Consider the following 20,993-nt stretch of genomic DNA (forward strand, 5'->3'; position numbering starts at 1 on the left):
TCGGCGTGCCAGCATCGAGTGCAGAAGCCGTATCGAAGAGGTACGGCTCAGGAGAGAGGTAAGGGCGATGGCAGTGCGAGAGATCTTCACGGGCATGCCGTGGTGGGTTAAGTGGGTCGCGGTGCCGGTCATCGCCCTGGTCGTCTTCGGCGGGCTGATAGCCAGCGTCGTGGGCTTCGTGATCGGTCTGCTCTTCAAGGTGCTGGTCTTCGTAGCCCTGGTCGGTGGACTCATTTACGTCGTACGGAAGTTCATCACGGGCTCGTCCTCGCGCAGCGACTGGTAGCACCGGGCGACGGTTCGCTCGCGCGGGGGAAGTTTCCCCGCGCGGCCCTCTCGAAGCGGTGGCCAGGGCTAGAGTCCGGAACTCGACGGCCGCATCCCCGTGATTCCCGAGAAGCGGGGGGGACCCCACGCGCTTCGGGAGTGAACCTTGGCCACGGCTGAACCGCTTTCCGCCGCCCTGTTGTCCGCCGACATCGCGTCCCCCGACACCATGTCCGCCGACGCCATGTCCCCACACGCGGTGGCCCCACCCGACGGCTGTCGCACGCACACCTACGACGACGCCCAGGCCGAGGCTCACTCCGAGGGCCCGGCCGGCGCCCCGCCCACCCTCATCGGATCCGTCCAGCGGGCGATGCGCCTTCTCGAGGCCGTCGCGTCGCACGAAGAGGGCGCCCCGGCCAAGCAGCTCGCCCGGGAGGCCGGCCTCGCGCTTCCCACGGCGTATCACCTGCTGCGCACGCTCGCCCACGAGGGCTATCTCCGCAAGGAGAAGGGCCTGTTCGTCCTGGGGGCGGCGGCCGAGAGGCTGAGTAGCAGCGGAGCCCAGCAGAATCGTCGCGGCATGATCACCGACGCCCTGCAGCACTGGCGCGACGCCATCGGCGTCCCGGTGTACTTCTCGGTCTACCGCGAGGGTGAGATCGAAGTCGTGGCCGTCGCCGACACGCCCGGGAATCCCGCGGTCGCCGAATGGGCCGACTTCCGCGAGACGGGGCACGCCCACGCGATCGGCCAATGCCTCCTCGCCCAGCTCGACGACGAGAGCCGACGCGATCACCTCGACCGATATCCCGCGCATTCGATCACGCCGTACACGGTGCGCGACGACCGCGCGCTGCTACGACGGCTGAACGGGCAGGGGCGGATGCAGCCGGTCGTAGAGCGCCAGGAGTACGCGTTGGGCACGGTCTGCGCCGCGTTTCCCATCACCGTCGGGTCCACCGCGGCGACGATGGCGGTCTCCCTCCCGTCCCATCAGGCCGGACGTCTGCTGCCCGCGGCCCGCCAGTTGCAGAACGAAGTCGGGAAACTCGTGGGGACACTCGCCTTCTCTATCAGCATCTGAAAACTCACTCCTTGTGATCCCGCATGTACGTTAAGCAAGATGCGAAGAGCGTCGGGAAGGCTGTTCCCGGCCGATCGACGGCAAATTGACGGGGTAGGCGATGCGCGAGTCGGTACAGGCAGTACAAGCAGAGGTCATGATGAGCTTCCTCGTCTCCGAGGAACTCTCGTTCCGCATCCCGGTGGAGCTGAGGTACGCCGCAGCTGATCCCTACGCCGTGCGGCTGACCTTTCACCTCCCCGGGGACGCCCCGGTGACGTGGGCGTTCGGCAGAGAGCTCCTGGTGGACGGCGTGGCCGGTCCCTGCGGCGACGGCGATGTGCGCATCGAGCCGGTGGAACTGGCGGGCAGCCCGGGCGACATGCCGGGCGAGGTGCACATCCGGCTCCAAGTGGGCGGAGACCAAGCACTGTTCAAGGCGGGTGTCGCCCCCCTCGTCGCGTTCCTCGATCGCACTGACAAGCTCGTCCCGCTCGGCCAGGAGCGGGCGCTCGCCGACTTCGAGACGCATCTCGACGAGGCACTCGACCGGATCCTCGCCGAGGAGCAGAGCGCGGGCTGACGGGCTCCAGGAGTCCGCTCACGATCAACTGACGTAACGCTTCAGCAGACCGGCGCCCTTGGGGTGCCCTCGCAGGGGTTCAGCGCTTCCGACGCCGTCCCCTGCCTCCGCGTGCCGGACCGGCCGCGGCAGCGGACGGGGATCCCGGTCGGTCAGCGGAGACCACCAGAGCCGCGAGCGCGGTCGTCACCGGCACCGAGGCGACCAGCCCGATCGAGCCCACCAGAGTGCGGACGATCTCCTCGGCCACCAGCTCACTGTTGGCCACGGTGCCCACACTGCTCTGCGCGATCGAGAAGAGCAGCAACAGCGGCAGCGCCGCGCCCGCGTACGCCAGGACCAGCGTGTTGACCACCGACGCGATGTGGTCGCGGCCGATCCGGATGCCCGCGCGGTACAGGCCGCGCCGGCCCATCGTCGGGTCGGCCTGATGCAGCTCCCACACCGCTGACGTCTGTGTGACCGTCACATCGTCGAGCACGCCGAGCGAACCGATGATGACGCCGGCGAGCAGGAGACCGCTCATGTCGATGGACGGGTAGAGACCGTGGATCAGGCCCGTGCTGTCGTCGGTGTTGCCGGTCAGCGCGGCCCAGCCGATGAACAGTGAGCCGAGCAGACCGATCAGGAGCAGCGACACCAGCGTGCCGAGCACCGCGACGGACGTTCGGGCCGTCGGACCGTGACACATGTACAGAGCGATCAGCATGATGGCGCTCGCCCCGACCACCGCCACCACCAGCGGATTTGAGCCCTGAAGGACCGCGGGCAGGATGAAGAAGGTCAACACCATGAAGCTGACGGCCAGCGCGACGAGTGCCATGACGCCCCGCAGCCGGCCCACGACGACCACGGCCAGCGCGAAGATCCCGGCGAGGAGCGACATCGGGAGTCTGCGGTTCACGTCAGTGACGGAGTACTGGAGTTCCTTGGGCGCGTCGGGCGCGTAGGCCACGATCACCTTCTGGTTCTCGTGCAACTGCCGCGGCGAGTCCGGCTGCACGATCTCCGTGAACGTATGCCCGGTGTCCGTGCCGCCGTCGACGCGGACCGTCGCCTTCTCGCACGTGCCCTTCGCCTGCTGCTCGGCGGACCGGCCCTCGGCGGTCGACGTATCGCCGGTGGGGGTGTCGCCGGAGGCGTTCACGGACCGGCAGTCGACCTTGTCGACTCGTGTCACGGTGCCCTGTTGGGTCTGCCGGTCGAAGCCGACGCCCGTACGGGCATGGGAGGGGGCGCCGCCGGGCCAGAGCACCACGAGGCCGACGACGACCGCCACGGAGAACGGGATGAGCACCGCGGCGATGACCTTGCGCAGATGCTTGGAAACAGGTGCGGCAGGGCCGTGACTGTGGGAGTGCCCGTGCCCTCCGCCCTCCTGGGCATGGGGGGGATGCGGTGGCGAGGACGGAGACTGCTGCGTGCTGGTCACCGGCCGATCATCGCAAGAACGGCAGGGGCCCTCTGTTCAGCGCGCCAGAAATGACGCTAGCGTGGGGGCACCTTTGCACACGCGGGAGCTCGGAGCACCGGGCTGAGAGGGCGCTGACCTCCGCTTCGGCGATGTTTCACATGAAACATCGCCAGACGGAAGCCGCTGCGTCGACCGCCGAACCTGTTACCGGGTAATGCCGGCGTAGGGAGTAGGTCTCATGACCACATCGGACGCACGCACGCCTGCCTCCAACCTGTCCGCAGAGACGGGCGAGGCCGGGAAGTCCATCGGCTGGCACAAGGGGTACGTCACGGGCTCGCGCCCCGACCTCCAGGTGCCGGTCCGCCAGGTGCACCTCACCAACGGCACGGCGGTCACGCTCTATGACACGTCCGGGCCGTACACCGATCCGAGTGTCGACACCGACGTCCGCAGGGGCCTCGCGCCGCTGCGGGAGAACTGGATCATCAGCCGTGGCGACACCGAGGAGTACGCGGGCCGCCCGGTCCGCCCCGAGGACGACGGCATCAAGCACACCTCGCCGCGCGGCGGTCTGCGCAACCTCGACGCGGTCTTCCCCGGCCGCCCCCGCCAGCCTCGTCGCGGGCGTGACGGCCAGGCGGTGACCCAACTCGCGTACGCCAGGCGTGGGGAGGTCACGCCCGAGATGGAGTACGTGGCCATCCGGGAGAACGTGGAGCCGGAGGTCGTCCGCGAGGAGATCGCCGCGGGCCGCGCGGTCCTGCCGGCCAACGTCAACCACCCGGAGATCGAGCCGATGATCATCGGCAAGCGGTTCCTGGTGAAGGTCAACGCGAACATCGGCAACTCCGCGGTCACTTCGTCCATCGAGGAGGAGGTGGAGAAGATGACATGGGCGACCCGCTGGGGCGCCGACACCGTCATGGACCTCTCCACCGGCCGCAACATCCACACCACGCGCGAATGGGTCCTGCGCAACTCCCCCGTCCCGATCGGCACGGTCCCGCTCTACCAGGCGCTGGAGAAGGTCGACGGCCGCGCCGAGGAGCTGACCTGGGAGATCTACAAGGACACGGTCATCGAGCAGGCCGAGCAGGGCGTGGACTACATGACGGTCCACGCGGGCGTGCGGCTGCCGTACGTCCCGCTCACCGCCAACCGCAAGACGGGCATCGTCTCGCGCGGCGGTTCGATCATGGCCGCCTGGTGCCTGGCGCACCACAAGGAGAGCTTCCTCTACGAGAACTTCGCGGAGCTCTGCGAGATCCTCGCGGCGTACGACGTCACGTACTCGCTGGGCGACGGCCTGCGGCCAGGTTCGATCGCGGACGCCAACGACGAGGCGCAGTTCGCCGAGCTGAAGACGCTCGGGGAGCTCAACACGATCGCGAAGAGCTTCAACGTCCAGACGATGATCGAGGGCCCCGGGCACGTCCCGATGCACAAGATCAAGGAGAACATCGACCTTCAGCAGGAGGTGTGCGAGGAGGCGCCTTTCTACACACTCGGCCCGCTGACGACCGACATCGCCCCCGCGTACGACCACATCACCTCCGGCATCGGAGCCGCGATGATCGCGTGGTGGGGCACGGCGATGCTCTGCTACGTCACGCCCAAGGAGCACCTGGGCCTGCCCAACCGTGACGACGTGAAGACCGGCGTCATCACCTACAAGATCGCGGCCCACGCGGCGGACCTCGCCAAGGGGCACCCGGGTGCCCAGGAGTGGGACGACGCCCTCTCCGACGCGCGCTTCGAGTTCCGCTGGGAGGACCAGTTCAACCTCGCCCTCGACCCGGACACGGCAAGGGAGTTCCATGACGAGACGCTCCCGGCCGAACCCGCGAAGACGGCCCACTTCTGCTCGATGTGCGGGCCGAAGTTCTGCTCGATGAAGATCTCGCAGGACATCCGCCGCCGGCACGGCGGGACCAAGAGCGAGATCGAGGAGGGCATGGCGGAGAAGTCCAAGGAGTTCGCCGCCGCGGGTAACCGGGTCTATCTGCCGATCGCGGACTGACCTCGCTCTCGCCCGTGCCCATGCGGGCACCACGCGCTGTCCACCGGTCGCCGTTCGCGGCCGGTGGACAGGTGCTCCGGGCCGAGTCCTGGCAGCCCCCAGGGCCTCTCGTTCGGATCAGGCCGGACTCGCCCGATCAGGACGAAAGACCCTAGTCCGGCTGGTGTTCCGGGCCTCCGAAGTCGGGGCTCGTGAAGTCCGGGCTCGAGTACGTCGGGCGCGGGGCCGCAGGGGAGCCGCTGTCGGCGCCCGGGCTGCTGAACCCGGGCCTGTTGTACCCGAGGTGTGGCATGCGGCCCGTGGTTCCGGTGCCGCCCCCGCGGTTGGCGGGGGCCGGAGGTGGTTCCGCGAGGGCCTCGCGGAGGAACGGCAGGATGCCGCGCTCCAGCAACACCACGCACCAGGCTTCCCTGGCCCGGTCCACCTCCTCGTTCGACTCGTTGTGCGCGCCGGCCTGCAAGGACGTCGCGCCGTTGCGCAGAGCGGTGAGCAGCAGGCCCACGCCGGCGACAATAATCCCCGCCGCCGTGAGCGCGCCGAACACCCAGCCTGCCGTCAACAGGGTCTGGGCGAACGCCGGTTCCGGATCAAGCATCTTCAGGATGTAGCCGACGAGCAGGAAGATCGCGGCAGCCGTCCCGGCGAGCACGGGGGCGAGCACCGCGACGACGGCTACGACGCCGGCGCCGGTGGTCTCCGCCACCTCGCCCACAGTGGCGGCCAGGCCGATCGCTCCGCCGCCGGACTCCGCCGCGCTTCCTCCTTCGCGCAGCGGACGTACGGGCCGGGGCGAGGCGCGCAGGTCGGCGCGGACCTTCACGTAGTTCTGGTACTCGGTCGCTGCGGCGGCCGTGATCAGCGCGGTGGCGTTGAGCGCCATGGTGCGTAGTTGTTCAGGGTTGAGCCGCTGGCCCACTGCGGCGAGATCAGGGCGGTCCGGTGCGGTACGCAGCGCATCATCGAGGATCCGCTCGAACTCGGGGCGGTCCTCGTTCAGCAGGTGCGGAGCGCTGTTCATCTGCATCCCCCGATGCTCCGTAGGGCTTGGGAGCTCGCATGGTTACGAGCCGTCGGGCAGAAACGGAGGGGAGCCTGCTACGGATAAGCCGATGGTAGAGCGGTGACGGCACGCGGTGACAGGGGGTTTCCCGAATTCGGCCCGGTGGCCGGACCGAGCCCCCGTTCGGTGCACCTGCCCGGGGAACGCCTAGCTATCCATGGGGAGTTGCTGGACCAGCAGCTTTCCGGCCATGGTCACTCCGCCGTCCATCGCGATCGCGAGCCCGCCCGCGTACACATGCGGGCCCTCGATCTGCGGGCGGCTGTCCTCGGATCCGTCCGCCGTGTCCTCGGTACCGACCTCGCCGAGGAGGTACGGGATGGGGCTGTGGCCGTGGACGACGCGCGCGCCGCCGTAGGCGTCGAGGAGCTCGCGCACGGCTTCGGGTCCGGATTCGTCACGGAACGCGAAGCGCTTGGTGAATTTGCGGAAGAGGTCCCAGCACTCGTCCGCGTCGTTACGCGTGAGGGTTTCGCGGACCGTGTCGTTGACCGCCTCGATCGAGTCGCCGTAGTCGAGGTACGCGGTCGTGTCGGAGTGCATCAGGAGGTGGTCGTCCTCCAGCTCGATGGCGTCGAGCCGGGACATCCACTGCAGATGGACGTCCTGGAGACGGTCCATGTCCGACTTCTGGCCGCCGTTGAGCAGCCAGGCCGCCTGGAAAGTGGCGGTGCCGGCGCCCGAGTTGACCGGGGTGTCGCCGAAGCGCTTGGCGCCGAGCAGGAGCAGCTCGTGGTTGCCCATGAGGGCCTTGCAGTAGCCGCCGGCGGCCGCGGCCTCCGCGGACAGTCGCATCACGAGGTCGATGACGCCGATGCCGTCGGGCCCGCGGTCGGTGAAGTCACCGAGGAACCAGAGCCGGGCGGTGCCCGCCGACCAGCTGCCCTCGGCGTCGATGAGGCCCTGCTCGTACAGGGCCGCGATCAGTTCGTCGAGGTAGCCGTGCACGTCGCCGACGACATGAAGCGGGCCGAGGCCATCGGTGGGACGGGGCGTCGGCTCGGTGTCGATCTGCACCTGGACCGTGTCACCGCGGTTGATGACCGGCAGGTCGCGCTGGGTGGGCGTGTACCCGTCGGGCTGGTCGAACGCGGGGTCCTGAGGCGTCGGCTCCGCATAGGAGGGCTGCGAGAGCGACGGCTCCTGGTGCGCGGGATCCGGCTCCGCATGCGGGGGCACGGCAGGGGCGGGCGGAGCGGGGTCGTGACCGGGCTCCTGGACGTTAGCCGGTACGTCATGGACATACGCGGGAACGCGGAAGTCGCGCAGCGTCGCCGTGCGTACCTCGGGTCCCTGACCGGCCCCCTGAGTCATCGACCCCTCCACCACCATTGCGCCGCCTCTGCACCCGATCGGACTGCCTGGTCGCAGCGGCCCGCGGTGTCGTGCGCCCATCATAGGAATGCGGCTCGCGCTGTGTGATGCACCAGGGGTGGTGAATCGGATCCGGTCGGCTGTTCACCGTGCTTTTCTCCCGAATTGGTACAGGCTTTTCCGGGTGGTCTTCGGGGTGACCACCCGGAAGCCGTCCGTTCAGCCCTGTCCCGGGGAGCGGGGCGGGCTGACCGTCGTGCGGGGCGGACGGCGCTGGGACGAGGTCCGGACAATGAGTTCCGTCGGTATCACCTGCTCGACCGTCCGGTCCGATTCAACCCCTTCGATGGCGTCGATAAGGAGCTGGACGACCGCGGTGCCGATCCGCCGTGGTTTGAGCGAGAGGGTCGTGATGGGCGGTTCCGTGGTGGCGTAGACGGTCGATTCGCTGCAGCAGACGAGCAGCAGGTCTTCGGGGACGCGCAGGCCGTACCGGCGAGCGGCGGCGAGCAGGTCCGTGCCGTTGGGGTCGAAGAGTCCGTACACGGCGTCAGGCCGGTCGGGGCGGGCCAGGAGCCGGTCGGCGGCGACGGCCCCCGCGCACGGATCGTGCGCGGGATAGGACTCGTACACGGGTTCCTGTCCGATCCGCTCGCACCAGTGCAGGTACGCGGAGGTGGACAGATGCGTGTACGTGTCCGTGGTCGTGCCGGTGAGCAGTCCGATGCGGCGGGCCCCCGCGGCGGCGAGGTGGTCGAGGATGCCGAGGACGGCGGCCTCGTGGTCGTTGTCGACCCAGGCGGTGACGGGGAGCGTGCCGGCGGGACGCCCGTCGGAGACGACGGGCAGGCCCTGGCGGACCAGCTCGGTGACCACCGGGTCGTGGTCGGACGGGTCGATGACGACGGTGCCGTCGAGAGCGACGTTCGACCACACGTCGTGGCGTGAGGTGGCGGGCAGGATGACTAAGGCGTACCCGCGGGCGAGAGCCGCCGAGGTGGCGGCTCTCGCCATTTCCGCGAAGTACGCGAATTCGGTGAAGGTGAAAGGTTCGTCCCCGTAGGTCGTGACGGTCAGGCCGATGAGGCCCGACTTTCCGGTACGGAGCGTTCGGGCCGCCGCGGAGGGGCGATAGCCCAACCGGTCGGCGACCTCGCGGACATGGCGTCGGGTGGCGTCCGGGAGCCGGCCCTTACCGTTGAGCGCATCGGAGACAGTCGTGATGGAGACCCCGGCGGCGGCGGCAACGTCTCTGATGCCCGCCCGCACCTGCCGGGTGCCCCGACGGGTGGTCTCCGCCCTGCTCACCTGGTGCTTCCCTGCTGCTGTCATGGCGAGCCGATAGTAGGGCTCATGTGGCGGGGTGGCGTGAGTGCATATGCACGCGTTGACAGGCACGTTTCTGCATGGCCGGACAAAGCCAATGACCTTGGAAATCAAGGAAGTTGAGGGTATCGACGCTGGGACGTCACTTGTCGGCGCGCATGGGCCTGCCAAGTCGGCGATGTTGCGAGTAGGTCTCAACTCACCTTCACGAGGGATGCGCGCCACGGCGCGAGCTACCGGCGCGCGCCGCAAAAGGGAGCGCTCCCCCTCCTCCGTACGCCTTCGGGAGGCCCGCGACCGTCGTCAGGGGTGGTGTCGGACGACCACCCGGGATGTCGGAGGCCCTGAGCCATTGGGGTCTGTCGCGAATCCTCTTAAGGTGAGCAGTATTGAAATGGTGGTCGCGAGGAGGACTGCGGTGAGCGAGACGAGCCCCAAGCTGCGTGCCGAGCTGGAGGGTATTCCCACCTACAAGCCGGGCAAGGCTGCCGCGGCCGGGGGGCCGGTGGCGTACAAGCTGTCCTCCAACGAGAACCCCTATCCGCCGCTTCCCGGCGTGATGGAGAGCGCCGTCGCGGCGGCCGGTTCCTTCAACCGTTACCCGGACATGGCCTGCACCGGGCTGATGAACGAGCTGGCGGAACGATTCGCGGTGCCGGTCACGCACCTGGCCACGGGCACCGGCTCGGTCGGAGTCGCGCAGCAGCTGCTCCAGGCGACCAGTGGCCCCGGTGACGAGGTGATCTACGCCTGGCGGTCCTTCGAGGCGTATCCGATCATCACGCAGATCAGCGGCGCCAAGGCGGTGGAGGTGCCGCTGACGTCCGGCGAGGTCCACGACCTCGACGCGATGGCCGACGCGATCACCGACCGCACACGCCTGATCTTCGTGTGCAACCCGAACAACCCGACCGGCACGGTGGTGCGCCGGGCCGAGCTCGAGCGGTTCCTGGACCGGGTCCCGAGCGATGTCCTGGTCGTGCTCGACGAGGCGTACCGCGAGTTCATCCGTGACGCCGAGGTGCCGGACGGCGTCCAGATCTACCGGGACCGTCCGAATGTCGCCGTGCTGCGGACGTTCTCCAAGGCGTACGGGCTCGCGGGCCTGCGGGTCGGCTTCGCCATCGCCCATGAGCCGGTGGCGGCCGCGCTGCGTAAGACGGCGGTGCCGTTCGGCGTGAGCCAGCTCGCGCAGGACGCGGCGGTCGCCTCGCTACGGGCCGAGGACGAGCTGCTCGGCCGGGTCGGCTCGCTGGTGTGTGAGCGCAACCGTGTGGTCGAGGCGCTGCGGGCGCAGGGCTGGACGGTACCGGAGACGCATGCGAACTTCGTGTGGCTGCGGCTGGGGGAGCGCACGGCCGACTTCGCCGCGGCGTGCGAGCAGGCCGGTGTGGTCGTGCGGCCGTTCGCCGGCGAGGGCATGCGGGCCACGATCGCGGAGACCGAGGCCAACGACGTCTTCCTGAACACGGCGGCGGCGTTCCGCAAGGAGCTGTAGGCCCGGCGGCTGCGGCCGCTCTGTCGCGCGGTGGGGGTTCCCCGGAGTAAGGGGGGACCCCCCTTCTGCTGTCCTGAGCCGGTAGTACATAATGCTTGTGAATGTGAACGCTTTCACAAGCGTGCCCGGTTGATCCGGAGTGCAGTGGGATTAAAGGGGCAAATTGCCGCTAGACCACGGCGACTTAAGGAGATGACGCAGTGGACCCGACGTTGATGGCTCTGGCGCCGGAAACTCTGGCGCGATGGCAGTTCGGCATCACGACCGTCTATCACTTCCTTTTTGTCCCCCTGACCATCTCGCTCGCCGCCCTGACGGCGATCCTGGAGACGGCCTGGGTGCGGACGGGCAAGGAGCACTACCTCCGGGCGACCAAGTTCTGGGGCAAGCTCTTCCTGATCAACATCGCCATGGGTGTCGTGACCGGCATCGTGCAGGAGTTCCAGTTCGGCATGAACTGGTCGGACTACTCGCGCTTCGTCGGCGACATCTTCGGCGCTCCGCTCGCCTTCGAGGCGCTGATCGCCTTCTTCTTCGAGTCGACCTTCATCGGTCTGTGGATCTTCGGCTGGGACAAGCTTCCGAAGAAACTGCACTGCGCCACGATCTGGCTGGTGTCCATCGGCACGATCCTGTCGGCGTACTTCATCATGGCCGCCAACTCGTTCATGCAGCATCCGGTCGGCTACCGGATCGTGGAGCGGGACGGCACCAAGCGCGCCGAGCTGACCGACTTCGCCGCGGTGCTCTTCCAGGAGACGGTGCTCGTCAACTTCTGGCATGTGATCAGCGCGTCCATCCTGGTCGGCGGCGCGTTCATGACCGGCATAGCGATCTTCCACCTGCGCAAGAAGCAGCACATCCGCACCATGCGGATGTCACTGCGCCTCGGCCTGGTGACGGCCATGGTCGGCACGCTCCTCACCGTCGTCAGCGCGGACACGCTCGGCAAGGTGATGTACGAGCAGCAGCCAATGAAGATGTCGGCCGCGGAGGCGCTGTGGGACACGGAGAGGCCGGCGCCGTTCTCGATCTTCGCGTACGGCGATGTCTCCAAGGGCCACAACACGGTCGCCATCGAGGTCCCCGGCGTACTGTCCTTCCTCGCCAAGAACGACTTCAACGCCGAGATCCCCGGGATCAACGACATCAACAAGGCGGAGCAGAAGAAGTTCGGGCCCGGTGACTACCGCCCCAACATCCCCACCGCCTACTGGTCGTACCGCTGGATGATCGGCTTCGGCGGGGTCTCGATGGCCCTGTGCACGGCGGGTCTGTGGCTCACCCGCCGCAGGTTCTGGCTGGCGCCGGAGCACCGCACCGGCGAGGACGAAGTGCCGAAGCTGATGCTCACCAAGAACAAGGAGCTGATGCCGAAGCTGGGCATCTGGTGGTGGCGCCTGTCCCAGTGGACGCTGATCTTCCCGATCATCGGAATCTCCTGGGGCTGGATCTTCACCGAGACCGGGCGCCAGCCGTGGGTGGTCTACGGCGTGCTGCGGACCAGGGACGCGGTCTCCCCCGGAGTCTCGCAGGGCGAGGTGCTCACTTCCCTGATCGTGTTCGCGCTGGTCTACGCCGCGCTCGCCGTCATCGAGGTGAAGCTGATGGTCAAGTACATCAAGCAGGGGCCGCCCGAGCTCACCGAGGCCGACCTCAACCCGCCCACCAAGATCGGCGGCCCGGGACCCGGAGCGGATTCCGGCGACGCTTCCGATGCCGACCGGCCCATGGCCTTCTCGTACTGAGACTGAGGAGCTGCTGAGGCATGGAACTTCACGACGTCTGGTTCGTACTCATAGCGGTCCTGTGGATCGGCTACTTCTTCCTGGAGGGATTCGACTTCGGGATCGGGGTCCTGACCAAGGTGCTCGCTCGCGGACGCACCGAGCGGCGCGTCCTGATCAACACCATCGGACCCGTCTGGGACGGTAACGAGGTGTGGCTTCTCACGGCCGGCGGTGCGACCTTCGCCGCCTTCCCGGACTGGTACGCGACGCTTTTCTCGGGCTTCTATCTGCCGCTGCTGATGATCCTGGTCTGCCTGATCGTGCGGGGCGTCGCCTTCGAGTACCGGGCGAAGCGGCCCGAGGAGAAGTGGCAGACCAACTGGGAGCACGCGATCTTCTGGACCTCGCTGATCCCGGCGGTGCTGTGGGGCGTGGCCTTCGGGAACATCGTGCGCGGCGTGAAGATCGACGCGCACAAGGAGTTCGTGGGCAGCTTCTGGGACCTGCTCAACCCGTACGCGATTCTCGGTGGTCTGGTGACGCTGACGCTGTTCACCTTCCACGGCGCGGTGTTCGCCTCGCTCAAGACGGTGGGCGACATCCGGGTGCGGGCGCGGAAGATGGCGCTGGGGCTCGGTCTGGTGGCTGCGGCCTTCGCGCTCGCCTTCCTGATCTGGACCCAGGCCGACAAGGGCGACAGCTCGTCGCTGATCGCGATGATCGTCACGGTGGCCGCCCTCGTCGGCGCCATCGTCGCCATCAAGGCGGGGCGTGAGGGCTGGTCGTTCGCGCTGTCCGGCATCACGATCGCGGCAGCCGTCGCGATGCTCTTCCTGACGCTGTTCCCGAACGTCATGCCGTCTTCGCTCGACCCGGACTGGAGCCTCACGGTCACCAACGCCTCGTCGAGCCCGTACACCCTGAAGATCATGACCTGGTGCGCGGCGGTGGCGACGCCCATCGTGCTGCTCTACCAGTCGTGGACGTACTGGGTGTTCCGCAAGCGGATCGGCACGCAGCACATCGCCGACGCCGCACACTGAGCCCCTGATGACGAGGGTGTGTTTCACGTGAAACCGATCGACCAGCGTCTGCTCCGGTACGCCAGGGCCACTCGCCTCTTCCTGATCGCGGTGGTGGTCCTCGGTGTGGCCGGGGCGGGCCTGGTCATCGCTCAGGCGATGCTCATCGCCGAAGTGGTGGTGGGCGCCTTCGAGCACGGCCTTGATGTCTCCGCCCTGCGCACGCCGCTCTTGCTGCTTGCGCTGGTGGCGGCCGGGCGCGGTCTGGTCTCCTGGCTGACCGAGCTGGCCGCTCACCGGGCCAGCGCGGCGGTCAAGTCGGAGCTGCGCGGACGGCTCCTGGAGCGCGCCTCCCAGCTGGGCCCGGGGTGGCTCAGCGGGCAGCGGACCGGATCCCTGGTGGCGCTCGCGACGCGGGGTGTGGACGCGCTCGACGATTACTTCTCGCGCTATCTGCCGCAGTTGGGCCTCGCGGTGGTGGTGCCCGTGGCGGTGCTCGCGCGCATCGTCACCGAGGACTGGGTGTCCGCGGCGATCATCGTCTGCACGCTGCCTCTGATCCCCGTATTCATGATCCTCATCGGCTGGGCCACCCAGTCCCACATGGACCGTCAGTGGCGGCTCCTGTCCCGGCTTTCGGGGCACTTCCTGGACGTGGTGGCCGGCCTTCCGACGCTGAAGGTGTTCGGCCGGGCCAAGGCGCAGGCCGAGTCGGTCCGCCGGATCACCGGCGAGTACCGGCAGGCGACGATGCGGACCCTGCGCATCGCCTTCCTGTCGTCGTTCGCCCTCGAACTTCTCTCGACGCTGTCGGTCGCCCTGGTGGCCGTGACCATCGGCATGCGGCTCGTGCACGGCGACATGGACCTCTACGTGGGACTGGTCATCCTCGTCCTCGCGCCCGAGGCCTATCTGCCGCTGCGTCAGGTCGGCGCGCAGTACCACGCGGCGGCCGAGGGGCTTGCCGCCGCGGAGGAGATCTTCGCCGTCCTGGAGACCCCGGTGCCGCCGTCGGGCGCCGACTCGGTACCCGCGGCCACCGGTATCGCCTTCGACGGAGTGACCGTCCGCTATCCCGGCCGGTCCGCGGACGCCGTCTCGGAGGCCGACTTCGAGGTCGCACCCGGGGAGACGGTGGCACTCGTCGGCCCGAGCGGCGTGGGCAAGTCGACGCTGCTGAGCGCGGCGCTCGGATTCGTCCGTCCCCAGGCCGGGCGGGTTCTCGTCGGGGGCGCCGATCTGGCCGGTCTCGACCGGGAGGCGTGGCACGCGCGCGTGGCCTGGGTGCCTCAGCGGCCGCAGCTGTACGCCGGGTCGATCGCGGACAACGTGCGGCTCGCGCGGCCCGACGCGTCGCCCACGGAGGTCGAGGAGGCGTTGCGCGAGGCGGGGGCCCAGGACTTCGTCCGTGCGCTGCCCGACGGCGCGGACACCCTGCTCGGCGAGGACGGGGCCGGGCTCTCGGCCGGGCAGCGGCAACGGCTCGCCCTGGCGCGGGCGTTCCTCGCCGACCGGCCGGTGGTGCTGCTGGACGAGCCGACGGCCGCGCTCGACGGCGAGACCGAGGCGGGGATCGTCGAGGCCGTCCGCAGGCTCGCTGCCGGCCGGACCGTCCTTCTGGTGGTGCACCGTCCCGCGCTGCTGGCCGTCGCCGACCGGGTGGTGCGTCTCGACGTACCGCGTTCCCCCGCGGCGGTGGGGGAGCCTGCGGTACGTCCTGTGCCGCCGGCCCGGGCGACCGAACCGACTGTCTCCGTAGAGGACGCTCACGAATCGGTTCTCTCCGGAGAGGGCCCGGGCAGGGTGCTCTCGCGGGTGCGAGGCGCCACGCGGGCGCGGCGGGGGCGGCTTGCTCTCGCGCTGCTGCTCGGCGCGCTCGCTCTCGGCAGCGCCGTCGGGCTCATGGCGACCTCCGGGTGGCTCATCTCGCGGGCCTCGCAGCAGCCGCCCGTGATGTACCTGATGGTCGCCGTGACGGCCACCCGCGCCTTCGGGATCGGGCGCGCCTGCTTCCGGTACGGCGAGCGGGTCGTGTCGCACGACGCCGTGCTGCGGATGCTCGCGGACACCCGGGTCGCCGTCTACCGGCGGCTGGAGCGGCTCGCCCCAGCGGGCCTGCGCGCGACGCGCCGAGGCGATCTCCTCTCCCGGCTCGTCTCCGATGTGGACGCCCTCCAGGACTACTGGCTGCGCTGGCTGCTGCCCGCGTCGGCCGCCGCGGTGGTCGGTGCCGCCTCCGTCGCGTTCACCGCCTGGATGCTGCCCGCCGCCGGTGTCGTGCTCGCCGTAGGCCTGCTGCTCGCGGGAGTCGGCGTGCCGCTGCTCTCCGGAGCCGTCGCCCGCCGCGCCGAGCGCCGCCTGGCCCCCGCGCGCGGGACGCTCGCCACGCGCGTTGCCGAACTCCTCACCGGCACCGCCGAACTGACCGTCGCGGGAGCGCTGCCCGCGCGCACCGCGCAGGCGAAGGCCGCCGACTCCGTGCTGACGCGGATCGCGTCCCGCGCGGCCACCGCCACCGCCCTGGGCGACGGTCTCACCGCGCTGATCACCGGCCTCACCGTGGCCGGTGCCGCGCTCGCCGGGGTGCAGGGAGTGCGAGAGGGCCGCCTCGACGGGGTCCAGCTCGCCGTTGTCGTCCTCACGCCGCTGGCCGCGTTCGAGGCCGTCATGGGACTCCCGCTCGCCGTGCAGTACCGCCAGCGGGTCAAGAAGAGCGCCGAACGTGTCCACGAGGTCCTGGACGCGCCGGACCCCGTACGGGAGCCGGAATCGCCCGCGCAGGCGCCGCAGAACCCCTTCCCTCTACTGGTGCGTGGTCTCGCCGCGCGCCACGACGGGCAGGGCCGGGACGCGCTCCACGGAGTCGATCTCACGCTGGAGCGGGGCCGCAGGGTCGCCGTCATCGGCCCGTCGGGATCCGGGAAGACGACGCTCGCCCAGGTCCTGCTGCGATTCCTGGATGCGGGCGAGGGCGCGTACACCCTGGCCGGGCAGGACGCGTACGGGCTCGAAGGGGATGCGGTGCGGCGGCTGGTCGGGCTGTGCGCGCAGGACGCGCACCTCTTCGACAGCTCGGTGCGCGAGAACCTGCTCCTTGCCAAGAAGGACGCCACCGACGACGAACTGCGCGAAGTCCTGGCCGCCGCGCGCCTCCTGGAGTGGGCGGATTCGCTGCCCGACGGGCTCGGCACCCTCGTCGGAGAACACGGCGCGCGGCTGTCCGGAGGCCAGCGGCAGCGGCTCGCCCTGGCCCGTGCCCTGCTCGCCGACTTCCCCGTCCTCGTGCTCGACGAGCCCGCCGAGCATCTCGACCTGCCGACGGCGGACGCGCTCACGGCGGATCTCCTGTCCGCGACCGAGGGCCGCACGACGCTGCTGATCACGCACCGGATGGCCGGCCTCGACGCCGTGGACGAGGTGATCGTGCTCGACGCGGGACAGGTCGTGCAGCGCGGCAGGTACCAGGATCTGGTGGCGGTCGACGGGCCGTTGCGCGCGCTGCGGGAACGCGAACGCGAGGCGGAGCTGTTGGTGGCCGGGTAGCCATGTCTACCGGGTGGCCATGCGTACCGGGAAGCTGCGCGCACCAGGTGGCCATGCGTACCAGGCGGCCTCGCGTACCGAGTGGCCCGGGCAGTGGTCCGTGACGCCGACTTTCCTCTCCAAATGGGACTAACTAGTCTCGAGGCATGTCAGCTGCACCGGTGCCCGGCGCCACCCCACCGTCCGACGGCGAGCGGGACTCCTCCGACGCGCTGGAGGCGGCGACGCAGGCGACGCGCGGGCTCCAGGGACTGTCCGCAGAGCTGACCGCGCGGGTGCCGCAGTTGCTCGAAGCGATGCGCTCCGTGGGCACCGGTCTGGAACTGCACTCCACCCTCGACCGCATCTGCGAGACGGCCGCCGAACTCGCCGACGCCCGCTACGCGGCGATCGGCGTCGTCTCCGAGGACGGCGAGGCGCTCTCGGACTTCGTCTTCCACGGGGTCGACGCGGAGACGGCGGAGCTCATCGGACGGCTCCCCGACGGCCACCGCGGGCTCCTCGGAGCGCTCATCCACGACCCGGGCCCGGTACGCCTCGCGAACCTGGCCGACGACCCCCGCTCCTGCGGCTTTCCGGCCCACCACCCGCCGATGCGGACCTTTCTGGGCGTCCCCATCCGCGTACAGGGGGAGATCTTCGGCAACCTCTATCTGACGGAGAAGCACGGCGGGGTCGAGTTCAACGACTACGACCTGAACATGGTCCGCGTCCTCGCCACGGAGGCCGGCATCGCCATCGGCAACGCGCGCCTGTACGAGGCCGCCAGGCAGCGCGAGCGGTGGATCGACGGGTCCGTGGCCGTCACGACCGCCCTGTTGTCCGGCAGCGACGCCGAGGAAGCCCTCCAGGTCGTCGCCGAACAGGCCAGGCACCTGTCGGATTCGGCGGCCGGCATCGTCCTCCTGCCGGCCGAGGAGGGTGGTATGGAGATCGTCGCCGTCTCGTCGGACGATCCGTCGCAGGCCCTCGGCGTGATCATCCCGGCAGAGAGCGAGATCGTCGCCGAACTCCTGGGCGGCGCGACGGTGTTCGTCGACGACGCGTCCAACGACCCGCGCATACTGACCGATCTCGCGCGCCACTACGGTCCCGCGATGATGCTGCCCCTCCAGAGCGACGGCCGCGTCCTCGGCACACTCGTGACGCCACGCACACGTGGTGCCCGGCCCTTCACCGACGCGGAGCGCACCCTCGCCACCCAGTTCGCCTCCCAGGCAGCACTCGCGCTGATGATGGCGGAGGCGCAGCGCGACCGGGAGCGGCTCGCGGTGTACGAGGACCGCGACCGGATCGCCCGCGATCTGCACGACCTCGTCATCCAGCGCCTGTTCGCCACCGGAATGATGCTGGAGAGCGCCCAGCGCAGGTCCGTCGTGCCCGAGGTGCAGGTCGGTATCGGCAAGGCCGTCGACGAATTGGACGTCACCATCCAGGAGATCCGCACGGCCATCTTCGCTCTCCAACAGGGGCCCGCCGAGGCGCCCTCGGGCCTGCGCACACGCGTCCTGCGCGAGATCAACATGGCGGCCGTGCCGCTCGGCTTCAAGCCCACGCACCACTTCGCCGGCGCCGTCGACACCCTGGTCGGCGAACTCACCGGCAAGAACCTCATCGCGGCCCTGCGAGAGGCACTGTCCAACGCGTTCCGGCACGCGGAGGCCGCCCGTATCGACGTGGTCGTTGACGCGAACGTCACGCTCCCCGACGGGCAGCGCGGCGTCCGGCTGACGGTCTCCGACGACGGCGTCGGCATCGCGGAGGGCGGCCGGCGCAGCGGCCTCAAGAACCTCAAGCGGCGGGCCGAGTCCCTGGGCGGCGACAGCTGGTACGGGCCGGGCATCGGCGAGGACGGCGGCGGCACGACGGTGGTCTGGCAGGCGCCTCACTGAGGGCGCGACCAGGTACCGAGCCGGGCCCTGTTCGGGGGTCCGGATCTGAGCCGTACGGGGCGCACGCTCCCCCTAGGGGCACGAGTTCAGCAGGCCGTCGCCGTAAGCCCGGGCCACGATCCGAGACATGCGCCAACGCCGTAGTGGTCCCCTTGTCGTACCGGTCCTGCTGTGCGCGCTGATCGCGTTCGCCGGGACCCGCACGCAGGCGTCGGAAGGGTCAGATGGGGCTGAGGGAGCCGGACCCATCTGTGGAGGACCGTTTCTTCCAGTGCTTCTGGGCGTCTGCTTCTAGGAGTCGCCCGGTGCGCTGTCCTCAGAGGGCTGACGCGCCGCCAGGATCTGTTCGATGACGGCGGCCACGCCGTCCTCGTTGTTCGGCACCGTGTGGCCCGACGCGGCGGCGAGCACGTCCGGGTGCGCGTTGCCCATCGCGAACGAGGTGCCGGCCCAGCGGAGCATCTCCATGTCGTTGGGCATGTCCCCGAAGGCGACGACCTCGGCCGCCGTGATGCCGCGCTCGGCGCAGCACAGCGCGAGGGTGCTGGCCTTGGAGACGCCGGGGCCGCTGATCTCCAGGAGCGCGCTGGGGCTGGAACGGGTGATCGCCGCACGGTCGCCGACGGCCGCCCGGGCGAGGACGAGGAACTCGTCGGGGGCGAGGTCGGCGTGGTACGCGAGCAGCTTGAGTACGGGCTGGTCGGCACAGGGCGAGCCGTCGGCGAGGAGCTTCTCGGCGGCCGCGACGCTCTCCCCCGCCTCCAGGTGCAGCGGCGGGTACGTCGGCTCGTGGTGGAGGCCACCGGTCCGTTCGACGGCGAAGGCTGTGCCGGGCGCGGCGGCGCGCAGGATGCGTACGACGTCGAGGGCGATCTCGGGGGCGAGGTCCCTGACCTTCACGAACCGGTGGCGGCCGGGGCCGCCGTGCAGGTCCACCACGGCCGCGCCGTTCCCGCAGATCGCCAGGCCGTGGCCGTGCACGTGGTCGCTGACGACGTCCATCCAGCGGGCCGGCCTGCCGGTCACGAAGAAGACCTCGATGCCCGCCTGCTCGGCGGCGGCGAGCGCGGCGACCGTCCGCGGCGAGACGGACTTGTCGTCGCGCAGCAGCGTGCCGTCCAGGTCCGTGGCGACGAGCCGGGGCGCGGGGGCGTTGGCGGCCGGGGTCCAGGGCCGAGGAGTCGGTGAGGTCACCGCGCTATTGTCCCGCATATGCGCGCACGGGCGTGCGGTGGGGCGCGCAGATGAGTACGGTCCTCGCGCAGGCGCCCCACCGTTTCCGCAGGGTTGGTGCGGGTCCTCAGCCGAGCTGGGCGAGGGCCTCCGTGGCGATGCTTTCGAAGACCTTCTGGTCGGCGGCGAACTCCGAGTCGGGGATGGGCCAGTGGATCACGATCTCGGTGATGCCCAGGGCGGCGTGCTTGCCGGCGAAGTCGACGAAGGCGTCCACGGACTCCAGCGGACGGCTGCGGTCCGGGGTGAACCCGGTGAGGAGGACCTTGTCGAGTTCGGCGGCGTCCCGACCGATCTCGGCGCAGGCGTCGGCGAGCTTGGCGGCCTGTCCGCGAATGGCTTGAATCGACTCCTCGGGCGTGCCCGTCTCGAACAGCTTCGGGTCGCCCGTCGTCACCCATGCCTGCCCGTGCCGGGCGGCCAGCTTTAGTCCGCGCGGTCCCGTCGCGGCCACCGCGAAGGGCAGCCGTGGCCGCTGCACGCAGCCCGGGATGTTCCGCGCCTCCTGCGCCGAGTAGAACTCACCGTCGTACGTCACCGAGTCCTCGCTCAGCAGCCGGTCGAGCAGCGGGACGAACTCGGCGAAGTGGTCGGCCCGTTCGCGCGGGGTCCACGGCTCCTCGCCAGCCTTCAGGAGCGTCGTCGCGTCGAAGCCGTTGCCGCCCGCGCCGATGCCGAGGGTGATCCGGCCACCGGAGATGTCGTCGAGGGAGATCAGTTCCTTGGCCAGCGTGACCGGGTGCCGGAAGTTCGGCGAGGTGACGAGTGTGCCGAGGCGCATCCGCTCCGTGACGGACGCGGCGGCGGTCAGGGTCGGCACGGCGCCGAACCACGGGCCGTCACGGAAGGTCCGCCAGGCCAGGTGGTCGTAGGTGTACGCGGTGTGGAAGCCCAGCTCTTCGGCGCGCTGCCACGCGGCTCGGCTGCCCTCGTGCCAGCGGCGGTAGGGCAGGATCACGGTGCTCAGGCGCAGGGCGGGCGTGGGCTGACGGGGCTGATCGCTCATGCCCCAGAGCCTAAGC

At 69.8% G+C, this 20,993-nt stretch carries 15 protein-coding genes; 9 read left to right on the plus strand and 6 right to left on the minus strand.

Annotation, left to right across the window (positions count from 1 at the left end; translation table 11 throughout):
- The first annotated feature begins 73 nt into the window (after positions 1 to 73).
- The 3 genes from OG758_RS25695 to OG758_RS25705 all read left to right on the plus strand — a co-directional run bounded on the left by OG758_RS25695 (position 74) and on the right by OG758_RS25705 (position 1,916).
- Complete coding sequence (locus OG758_RS25695; RefSeq protein ID WP_266569328.1) at positions 74 to 286, plus strand: DUF5326 family protein; 213 nt, start codon at positions 74 to 76, stop codon at positions 284 to 286.
- Positions 287 to 640: 354 nt separating this feature from the next.
- Entirely contained in the window at positions 641 to 1,354 is a 714-nt protein-coding gene (locus tag OG758_RS25700; protein ID WP_326716028.1) for an IclR family transcriptional regulator, read from the plus strand.
- 100 nt (positions 1,355 to 1,454) lie between these two features.
- A complete protein-coding gene (locus OG758_RS25705) occupies positions 1,455 to 1,916 on the plus strand; it encodes an SsgA family sporulation/cell division regulator (RefSeq protein ID WP_116512115.1) in 462 nt (153 codons plus the stop codon).
- Positions 1,917 to 1,995: 79 nt separating this feature from the next.
- Here OG758_RS25705 and OG758_RS25710 read toward each other — a convergent pair whose 3' ends face one another.
- Entirely contained in the window at positions 1,996 to 3,348 is a 1,353-nt protein-coding gene (locus tag OG758_RS25710) for a YibE/F family protein (protein ID WP_326712127.1), read from the minus strand.
- Positions 3,349 to 3,568: 220 nt separating this feature from the next.
- Here OG758_RS25710 and thiC point away from each other — a divergent pair, with 220 nt between their 5' ends.
- On the plus strand, positions 3,569 to 5,353 hold the full coding sequence (gene thiC / locus OG758_RS25715) for a phosphomethylpyrimidine synthase ThiC (RefSeq protein ID WP_326712128.1): 1,785 nt from the start codon (positions 3,569 to 3,571) through the stop codon (positions 5,351 to 5,353).
- Positions 5,354 to 5,504: 151 nt separating this feature from the next.
- Here thiC and OG758_RS25720 read toward each other — a convergent pair whose 3' ends face one another.
- The 3 genes from OG758_RS25720 to OG758_RS25730 all read right to left on the minus strand — a co-directional run bounded on the left by OG758_RS25720 (position 5,505) and on the right by OG758_RS25730 (position 9,059).
- Complete coding sequence (locus tag OG758_RS25720) at positions 5,505 to 6,377, minus strand: hypothetical protein (RefSeq protein WP_326712129.1); 873 nt, start codon at positions 6,375 to 6,377, stop codon at positions 5,505 to 5,507.
- A 183-nt stretch (positions 6,378 to 6,560) separates the two neighbouring features.
- Positions 6,561 to 7,727, minus strand: coding sequence for a metallophosphoesterase (locus OG758_RS25725; RefSeq protein WP_326712130.1), 1,167 nt, complete (start codon positions 7,725 to 7,727; stop codon positions 6,561 to 6,563).
- A gap of 219 nt (positions 7,728 to 7,946) precedes the next feature.
- Positions 7,947 to 9,059: a LacI family DNA-binding transcriptional regulator gene (locus tag OG758_RS25730; RefSeq protein ID WP_116512120.1), complete on the minus strand. Its 1,113-nt coding sequence runs from the start codon at positions 9,057 to 9,059 to the stop codon at positions 7,947 to 7,949.
- Between the two features lie 412 nt (positions 9,060 to 9,471).
- Between OG758_RS25730 and hisC the strand changes: the two genes are divergently transcribed.
- The 5 genes from hisC to OG758_RS25755 all read left to right on the plus strand — a co-directional run bounded on the left by hisC (position 9,472) and on the right by OG758_RS25755 (position 18,738).
- The gene (hisC, locus tag OG758_RS25735; protein WP_326712131.1) at positions 9,472 to 10,551 is read left to right on the plus strand and encodes a histidinol-phosphate transaminase; all 1,080 of its coding nucleotides are present in this window, start codon (positions 9,472 to 9,474) and stop codon (positions 10,549 to 10,551) included.
- A 215-nt stretch (positions 10,552 to 10,766) separates the two neighbouring features.
- Positions 10,767 to 12,299 carry a cytochrome ubiquinol oxidase subunit I gene (locus OG758_RS25740; RefSeq protein ID WP_326716029.1) on the plus strand — a complete coding sequence of 511 codons (1,533 nt, stop codon included), beginning with the start codon at positions 10,767 to 10,769 and terminating at the stop codon, positions 12,297 to 12,299.
- Positions 12,300 to 12,319: 20 nt separating this feature from the next.
- Positions 12,320 to 13,324, plus strand: a complete 1,005-nt coding sequence (cydB, locus tag OG758_RS25745) for a cytochrome d ubiquinol oxidase subunit II (RefSeq protein WP_326712132.1) — start codon at positions 12,320 to 12,322, stop codon at positions 13,322 to 13,324.
- A gap of 27 nt (positions 13,325 to 13,351) precedes the next feature.
- Entirely contained in the window at positions 13,352 to 16,846 is a 3,495-nt protein-coding gene (cydD, locus tag OG758_RS25750; protein WP_326712133.1) for a thiol reductant ABC exporter subunit CydD, read from the plus strand.
- A 146-nt stretch (positions 16,847 to 16,992) separates the two neighbouring features.
- Positions 16,993 to 18,738 (plus strand): sensor histidine kinase, encoded by a 1,746-nt coding sequence (locus OG758_RS25755; protein WP_326712134.1) that lies wholly within the window; start codon positions 16,993 to 16,995, stop codon positions 18,736 to 18,738.
- 291 nt (positions 18,739 to 19,029) lie between these two features.
- On the opposite strand, the gene OG758_RS25760 is transcribed toward OG758_RS25755, so the two are convergent.
- Positions 19,030 to 19,950 carry an HAD-IIB family hydrolase gene (locus OG758_RS25760; protein ID WP_326712135.1) on the minus strand — a complete coding sequence of 307 codons (921 nt, stop codon included), beginning with the start codon at positions 19,948 to 19,950 and terminating at the stop codon, positions 19,030 to 19,032.
- Positions 19,951 to 20,038: 88 nt separating this feature from the next.
- Positions 20,039 to 20,977 carry an LLM class flavin-dependent oxidoreductase gene (locus OG758_RS25765; RefSeq protein WP_326712136.1) on the minus strand — a complete coding sequence of 313 codons (939 nt, stop codon included), beginning with the start codon at positions 20,975 to 20,977 and terminating at the stop codon, positions 20,039 to 20,041.
- Positions 20,978 to 20,993 lie beyond the last annotated feature (16 nt).

This window comes from Streptomyces sp. NBC_01474 (assembly GCF_035918215.1).
Lineage (GTDB): Bacteria > Actinomycetota > Actinomycetes > Streptomycetales > Streptomycetaceae > Streptomyces > Streptomyces aureus.

Excerpts from the sequence above, each read along its gene's own strand:
- OG758_RS25700 (WP_326716028.1), top strand. The coding sequence starts at position 641 with ATGCGCCTTCTCGAGGCCGTCGCGTCGCACGAAGAGGGCGCCCCGGCC.
- OG758_RS25705 (WP_116512115.1), top strand. The coding sequence starts at position 1,455 with ATGCGCGAGTCGGTACAGGCAGTACAAGCAGAGGTCATGATGAGCTTC.
- thiC (WP_326712128.1), top strand. The coding sequence starts at position 3,569 with ATGACCACATCGGACGCACGCACGCCTGCCTCCAACCTGTCCGCAGAG.
- OG758_RS25720 (WP_326712129.1), bottom strand. The coding sequence starts at position 6,377 with ATGCAGATGAACAGCGCTCCGCACCTGCTGAACGAGGACCGCCCCGAG.
- OG758_RS25725 (WP_326712130.1), bottom strand. The coding sequence starts at position 7,727 with ATGACTCAGGGGGCCGGTCAGGGACCCGAGGTACGCACGGCGACGCTG.
- OG758_RS25730 (WP_116512120.1), bottom strand. The coding sequence starts at position 9,059 with ATGACAGCAGCAGGGAAGCACCAGGTGAGCAGGGCGGAGACCACCCGT.
- OG758_RS25740 (WP_326716029.1), top strand. The coding sequence starts at position 10,767 with ATGGCTCTGGCGCCGGAAACTCTGGCGCGATGGCAGTTCGGCATCACG.
- cydB (WP_326712132.1), top strand. The coding sequence starts at position 12,320 with ATGGAACTTCACGACGTCTGGTTCGTACTCATAGCGGTCCTGTGGATC.
- OG758_RS25755 (WP_326712134.1), top strand. The coding sequence starts at position 16,993 with ATGTCAGCTGCACCGGTGCCCGGCGCCACCCCACCGTCCGACGGCGAG.
- OG758_RS25760 (WP_326712135.1), bottom strand. The coding sequence starts at position 19,950 with ATGCGGGACAATAGCGCGGTGACCTCACCGACTCCTCGGCCCTGGACC.
- OG758_RS25765 (WP_326712136.1), bottom strand. The coding sequence starts at position 20,977 with ATGAGCGATCAGCCCCGTCAGCCCACGCCCGCCCTGCGCCTGAGCACC.